At 72.3% G+C, this 6,239-nt stretch carries 8 protein-coding genes; 3 read left to right on the forward strand and 5 right to left on the reverse strand.

The annotated features are described in order from the left end of the window. Positions 1-144: 144 nt before the first annotated feature. On the forward strand, positions 145-777 hold the full coding sequence (locus tag ABTX62_RS23475) for an HAD family hydrolase (protein ID WP_352118028.1): 633 nt from the start codon (positions 145-147) through the stop codon (positions 775-777). On the opposite strand, the gene ABTX62_RS23480 is transcribed toward ABTX62_RS23475, so the two are convergent. Continuing rightward, positions 756-1,004, reverse strand: a complete 249-nt coding sequence (locus ABTX62_RS23480; RefSeq protein WP_352118029.1) for a hypothetical protein — start codon at positions 1,002-1,004, stop codon at positions 756-758. The two genes, ABTX62_RS23475 and ABTX62_RS23480, sit on opposite strands and share 22 nt — an antisense overlap. A gap of 165 nt (positions 1,005-1,169) precedes the next feature. Here ABTX62_RS23480 and ABTX62_RS23485 point away from each other — a divergent pair, with 165 nt between their 5' ends. Then, positions 1,170-1,553 carry a cold-shock protein gene (locus tag ABTX62_RS23485; protein WP_282574310.1) on the forward strand — a complete coding sequence of 128 codons (384 nt, stop codon included), beginning with the start codon at positions 1,170-1,172 and terminating at the stop codon, positions 1,551-1,553. 3 nt (positions 1,554-1,556) lie between these two features. Here ABTX62_RS23485 and ABTX62_RS23490 read toward each other — a convergent pair whose 3' ends face one another. From ABTX62_RS23490 to ABTX62_RS23505, 4 genes are all read right to left on the reverse strand, one after another. Next, complete coding sequence (locus tag ABTX62_RS23490; RefSeq protein ID WP_352118030.1) at positions 1,557-2,405, reverse strand: 1,4-dihydroxy-6-naphtoate synthase; 849 nt, start codon at positions 2,403-2,405, stop codon at positions 1,557-1,559. Further along, complete coding sequence (locus ABTX62_RS23495) at positions 2,395-3,150, reverse strand: futalosine hydrolase (RefSeq protein WP_352118031.1); 756 nt, start codon at positions 3,148-3,150, stop codon at positions 2,395-2,397. The genes ABTX62_RS23490 and ABTX62_RS23495 overlap by 11 nt, the downstream gene beginning before the upstream one ends. Beyond that, the gene (locus ABTX62_RS23500; RefSeq protein ID WP_352118032.1) at positions 3,120-3,593 is read right to left on the reverse strand and encodes a DUF2771 domain-containing protein; all 474 of its coding nucleotides are present in this window, start codon (positions 3,591-3,593) and stop codon (positions 3,120-3,122) included. The genes ABTX62_RS23495 and ABTX62_RS23500 overlap by 31 nt, the downstream gene beginning before the upstream one ends. Before the next feature lie 75 nt (positions 3,594-3,668). After that, positions 3,669-5,102 (reverse strand): MFS transporter, encoded by a 1,434-nt coding sequence (locus tag ABTX62_RS23505; RefSeq protein WP_352118033.1) that lies wholly within the window; start codon positions 5,100-5,102, stop codon positions 3,669-3,671. A 272-nt stretch (positions 5,103-5,374) separates the two neighbouring features. Between ABTX62_RS23505 and ABTX62_RS23510 the strand changes: the two genes are divergently transcribed. After that, positions 5,375-6,239 (forward strand): DUF3027 domain-containing protein (locus ABTX62_RS23510; protein ID WP_352118034.1); only part of this gene is annotated, 865 nt, incomplete at its 3' end.

The following is a 6,239-nucleotide window of genomic DNA, read 5'->3' on the forward strand; positions in this document are numbered from 1 at the left end:
TACACCCAGTACGAGGGCTTGCACCCGGCACGCCGAGAGCACGCACCGGACGCCGCTCCTTGACGGGCAAACGTTGCCTGCCGCGGCACTAGCCGGTCGCCGGGGGACGTCTGCCGTTCGAACCGCCTGGGCACAATGGCCCCTATGGCCTCCATGACCTTGCCCGCGCTCACCGTCGGCTTCGACCTCGACATGACCCTCATCGACTCCCGCCCCGGCATCCGCGCCTGCTACCGGGCGCTGTCGGAGCGGACGGGGACGTACGTCGACGCCGACCTCGCGGTCACGCGGCTCGGGCCGCCGCTGGCGGAGGAGCTGATCAACTGGTTCCCGGCCGAGGAGGTCGCCGCCGTGGCGGACCTGTACCGGGAGATGTACCCGACGATCGCCATCGCCGCGACCCCGGCGCTGACCGGCGCCCGGGAAGCCATAGCGGCCGTACGGGAGGCCGGGGGACGCGCGATCGTCGTCACCGCCAAGTACGAGCCCAACGCCAAACTGCACCTCGCCCACCTCGGCATCGAGCCCGACGCCGTCATCGGCGATCTGTGGGCCGAGCAGAAGGCGGAGGCCCTGCGCGAGCACGACGCGGGGGTCTACGTCGGCGACCACGTCGGGGACGTGCACGGCGCCCGGGCGGCCGGGGCCTTCTCGGTCGCGGTGGCCACCGGTCCCTGCCCTCCGGAGGAACTGCGCGCGGCGGGCGCGGACGTCGTTCTCACCGATCTGACCGAATTCCCGGGGTGGCTTTCGGCCTACCGTCCCGCGCGCGCCTGACGCCGGCCCGCCGCCACGGAACGCAGCACTCCCGCACCGGCCATCAGGAATCCGACCGCCATGAGCATGCTCAATCCGAACATGTACGTCGGAAAGGGCGCCGTCCCGAGGAACAGCGGGGCGACGGTGACCAGAGTGGCCAGGGCACCGAGGAAGAAGACGACGGCTCCGGCACGGACCAGGCGGTCACCGGGAGCGGCGGAATTCGTTTGGGTTTTGTCACGCACCCGACCAGGGTAGTTCCCAGCGCGAAGGGAACAGCCGGGTGACGTCTTGTCACCGGCTGCAAGACCATTAGCCTGGGTACCGGCGGGTCCGTACGACCCGCCCGAGTGCTATCAAGAGCCGTTTCCAGAAGCAGTTTTCCGACGAGTACGAGGACGAGGACAGACATGCCCACCGGCAAGGTCAAGTGGTTCAACGGTGAGAAGGGCTTCGGCTTTCTCTCCCGCGACGACGGCGGTGACGTCTTCGTCCATTCCTCGGTTCTCCCCGCCGGAGTCGAGACGCTCAAGCCGGGGCAGCGCGTGGAGTTCGGTGTCGTCGCCGGGCAGCGCGGCGACCAGGCGCTGTCCCTGACGATCCTGGACCCGACCCCGTCCGTCGCCGCCGCGACCCGTAAGAAGCCGGACGAGCTGGCCTCCATCGTCCAGGACCTGACGACCCTGCTGGAGAACATCACGCCGATGCTGGAGCGGGGCCGCTACCCCGAGAAGACGGCCGGCAAGAAGATCGCCGGACTGCTGCGCGCGGTCGCCGACCAGCTGGACGTCTGAGCCTCAGGGAAAACGCAGCGCGTCCGGGCCGAGGGGCGGTACGAGTCCCTCGGCAGCCGCGCGGGTCAGCAGCCCGCGTACGGCCGCGTAGCCGTCTTCGCCGAGGTCGGCCGTGAACTCGTTGACGTACAGCCCGATGTGCCGGTCGGCCACGGCCGGATCCATCTCCTGGGCGTGCTCCATGACGTAGGGCCGGGACACCTCGGGATCGTCCCAGGCGGCGCGCACCGACCTGCGGATGGAGTCGACCAGCAGCCGCAGCCTCCGCTCGCCCAGCGACCGCTTGGCGATGATCGCGCCCAGCGGGATCGGCAGCCCGGTGGTGTGCTCCCAGTGCTCGCCCATGTCGGCCAGCTGGTGCAGCCCGTAGTCACGGTAGGTGAAGCGCGCCTCGTGGATCACGAGCCCCGCGTCGACCTTCCCGTCCCGCACGGCCGGCATGATCTCGTGGAACGGCATGACGACGATCTCGCCGACCCCGTCGGCCAGCGTGTCCGCGGCCCACAGCCGGAACAGCAGATACGCGGTGGACCTCTCACCGGGCACCGCGACGGTCCGCCCGGTGAGGTCGGCCTCCGCCTCCCGGGTCAGCACCAGCGGCCCGCAGCCCCGCCCCAGCGCGCCCCCGCAGGGCAGCAGGGCGTAGTCGTCGAGGACGTAGGGCAGCACGGCGTACGACACCTTCAGCACGTCGAACTCGCCGCGCTCGGCCATACCGTTGGTGAGGTCGATGTCGGCGAAGGTCACGTCGAGGGCGGGGGCACCGGGGACGCGGTCGTGGGCGAGGGCGTCGAAGACGAACGTGTCGTTCGGGCAGGGCGAGTACGCGATCTGCAACGGCTCAACGGTCATGCCGGTTCCAACCCTCCAGTACGGGCGTGAGCTTCCCGAATCCCTCGGTCAAGGCCGCCAGGGCGTCCGGGAGGCGCCAGGCGGCGCGGTCCCGCGGCCCCACGGGATTGGAGATCGCCCGGATCTCCAGCACGGGCACCCCGTGTGCGGCGGCCGCCTCGGCGACGCCGAAGCCCTCCATGGCCTCGGCCAGGGCGGTGGGGTGCCGTTCCCGCAGCGCGGCGGCCCTGGCAGCCGTGCCGGTCACGGTCGACACGGTGAGCACGGCCCCGGCCCGGGCGCCGGCGGCCTCGGAGACCCGCCGTACGAGATCCGCGGGCGGCCGGTGCCGGACGGTGCCGAACCCGAGCTCGGTGACCGGCACGAACCCGTCCTCGGTCTCGGCCCCCAGATCCGCGGCGACGATCTCGTCGGCGACCACGAGCGACCCCACGGCCGCCTCGGGCGGGAAGCCGCCCCCGATCCCGGCGGACACGACGAGGCCGTAGGGCGTGCCCCTGAGGGCGGCGGCGGTCAGGGCGGAAGCGGTGGACGCGGCGGCGAGCGCGGGCCCGACACCCACAGCGATCACATCGGTCGTGTGGTGGGCAGTCGTTCCGCCGGGGCGAGGGAGGTGCGGCGGCGGCGACGGCACCCCGAAGGCTTGAGCCACCGCGTCCCTCTCCACGGAGACAGCGGTGGCCACGAGAACCCGGCCGAGGCCGGCGGGAGCGATCAGGCGTCCTTCTTCAGCTTGAAGTTCCACAGGCCCGACGGGTCCTTGTCGCCCTCCTTGATGGACACCAGCGTCGAGTTGCCCTGCGCGCCGTACTGGGCGTTGAAGAACACGCTGCCCGGAATCGTGCGGTAGGTCTTCGTGCTGGAATCGGTCAGCGGCTGACCGTTCATCAGGATCGTCCAGCCGTTGTCGGCGATCTCGGGGTCGACACCGAAGCGCACGGTCTCGTCGGGGTCGACGGAGATGCTCTTGATGCCCTTGTCCTTCAGGCACTGGGCGAGATCGGACGACTTCAGGGTGTCGCCCTCGCCGCCGCAGGTGGCCTCGGTGGTCACCGAGTCGCTGCCCACGGTGACCGTGGCCATCGAGGTCGGCTTCTCACAGGCCGACAGGACGAGCAGTCCGGCGGATACGACGCCGGCGGCGGCGACGGCGCGGCGGCGTCGCACAGCGGATTGCAACGTGTTCATGGGCGAAGGCTATCGGGCCGACGGGTCGCACCGCCCACGCGGGGTACGGCTCCCCGGGAGAACCATCACAAGGCCCTACGCGACGCGCGCCCGCCCCGCGCCCCCGCGCCGGGCCGAGTCGATCAGCCCCCGTACGGTCGTCAGCCACCCGGCGCCGACGATCGCGGCGCCCACCGCCAGCCCGGCCGTGCCGTTGAGCGGCATCGCGATACCGACCGCCCCGCCCAGCACCCACGACATCTGCAGCAGCGTCTCGGAGCGTGCGAAGGCGGACGTACGGACGAGTTCGGGCACGTCCCGCTGGATCAGCGCGTCGAGGGAGAGCTTGGCCAGGGCCTGCGCGAACCCGGCGATCGCGGCCAGACCGGCCATCACCACCGCGCTGAAGAACACCGCGGCCGTGATCGCCGCGCCCGCCACGCACGCCACCACCGTCACGATGATGATCTCCGGCGCCCGCGAGCGCAGCCAGGCTCCCACGGCCGTACCGAGCGCGTTGCCCGCGCCCGCCGACACGCCCACTATCCCCAGGGACACCGCGGCGCTCTGGCCGGAGATCGGGTGCTCGCGCAGCAGGAACGCCAGGAAGAAGATCAGGAATCCGGTCAGGCAGCGGATGGCGGCGTTGGCGGCCAGGGCGTGGGTGACGGCCGGACCCACCGTGCGCAGCCCGGGGCGCTTGACCGGTTTCAGGTGCGGCCCGTGCAGGTGCTGCTCGTCCGCCGCCAGCAGGGCCCGGTCCTCGCCCTTGGCCGAGTCGACCTTCGGCGGCAGCGTGAACGACAGGATCATTCCCGCCACGAAGATCACGAAGGCGCCGTAGAGGGGCCAGCGCGGCCCGATCTGCTGGAGTCCGATGCCGACGGGCGCGGCGACGCCGGTGGCCAGGAGGCCGCCGAGGGTGACGCGCGAGTTGGCCTTCACCAGGGAGAAGCCGGGCGGCAGCAGCCGGGGCACGACGGCGCTTCTGACCACGCCGTACGCCTTCGACGACACCAGGACGCCGAGCGCGGCCGGGTACAGCTCCAGGCCGCCGCCGACGACCGCGCCGGACAGGACGAGCGCGAGCAGCGCCCGGGCCAGCATCGCGCCGGCCATCGCGGCGCGGCGGCCGTGCGGGAGGCGGTCGAGGAGGGGGCCGACGACGGGCGCGAGGAGGGTGAAGGGCGCCATGGTGATGGCGAGGTACAGGGCGACCCGGCCGCGGGCCTCGTCGGTGGGCACCGAGAAGAAGACCGTGGAGGCCAGGGCGACGGTGATCATGACGTCGCCGGCGCCGTTCACCCCGTGCAGTTCGATCAGTTTGCCGAGGCCGGACTCGCCCGCCCCGTGCGCGTGGGTGGCCTTGCGGATACCGCGGGCGGGACCCGTCACCGGCAAACGCAGAGCGCGGCCGACCGCGCGCAGTGAGCCGCCCAGACGGCCCGGCCCGCTCGGTCGGCTGCTTCCCTTGACCCCTTTCGACCCACCGGTCCCGGTGGCGCCCGGGGGTGTCTTCGCGGCTGCCACGACGTCATAGTGCCCCGATACGGCCGTGGGTAGTGCCATTACCGCTTGTATAGGGCCTGTGGGGTGACCGTCCGGGGCGTCGGTTCGTGATCGGTTGGAGGCGCAACAGGACCGTCGGTGTACGCGAAGTGGGGCGGAAGGGTAGCGTGCGTATCTCAGCCATCCCGCAAAATGGATGAAGGACGTCGACGCGGTCCCCCGGTCCGCTCCGTCCGCCCCCCGCGCCGGGAGTGGCGCACTCGTGAGACGGCGTATGGAGAGAAGCGATACCTGTGAGCGCAGCGACAACGCGAAGCCGCACCCCTGACCGTCTGTGCGCCGAGGCCGTCGACCTCGCACGCGCCGCAGCCGAGGAGGCGGCGGCGCCGGGCATCGTCGGGGAACACGTGGGGCTGATCTCCGAGGGGGACCGCGTCGTCACCCACTTCTTCGAATGCCGTGAGCTCGGGTACCGGGGCTGGCGCTGGGCCGTGACGGTGGCCCGGGCCTCCCGGGCGAAGATCGTCACGGTGGACGAGGCGGCGCTGCTGCCCGGCCCCGACGCGGTGCTCGCGCCCGAGTGGGTGCCGTGGAGCGAGCGGCTGCGCCCCGGTGACATGGGACCGGGCGATCTGCTGCCCACCGATGCCGAGGACCTGCGTCTGGAGCCGGGCTACACGGGCGAGGACGAGCCGGCGCCGAAGTCCCCCGTCTCGCACGAGCTGGCCGACCTGGTGGAGGCGGAGGACGCGGACCTCACCGCGGATTCCCCGGCCGGCTACACGATCCCGCCCCGGCGCGGTTCGATCCCGGCGGTCGCCGAGGAACTGGGCATGCGCCGGGCCCGCGTCCTGTCCCGCTACGGCCTGCACACCGCGGCCGACCGCTGGGAAGAGGCGTTCGGCCCCAAGACCCCCATGGCCCAGGCGGCCCCCGCGGCCTGCGTCAGCTGCGGCTTCCTCGTCCCCATCGGCGGCTCCCTCGGCCAGGCCTTCGGCGCCTGCGCCAACGAGTTCTCCCCGGCCGACGGCCGCCTGGTCTCCCTCGCCTACGGCTGCGGCGGCCACTCCGAGGCCGCGGTCATGCCCCGTCCGCCCCAGCCCGCCGCCCCGGTCATCGACGAGACCCGGGTCGACCCCTTCCCGCTGCGCCCGTCCG

Source organism: Streptomyces sp. NPDC096046, from assembly GCF_040303285.1.
Lineage (GTDB): Bacteria > Actinomycetota > Actinomycetes > Streptomycetales > Streptomycetaceae > Streptomyces.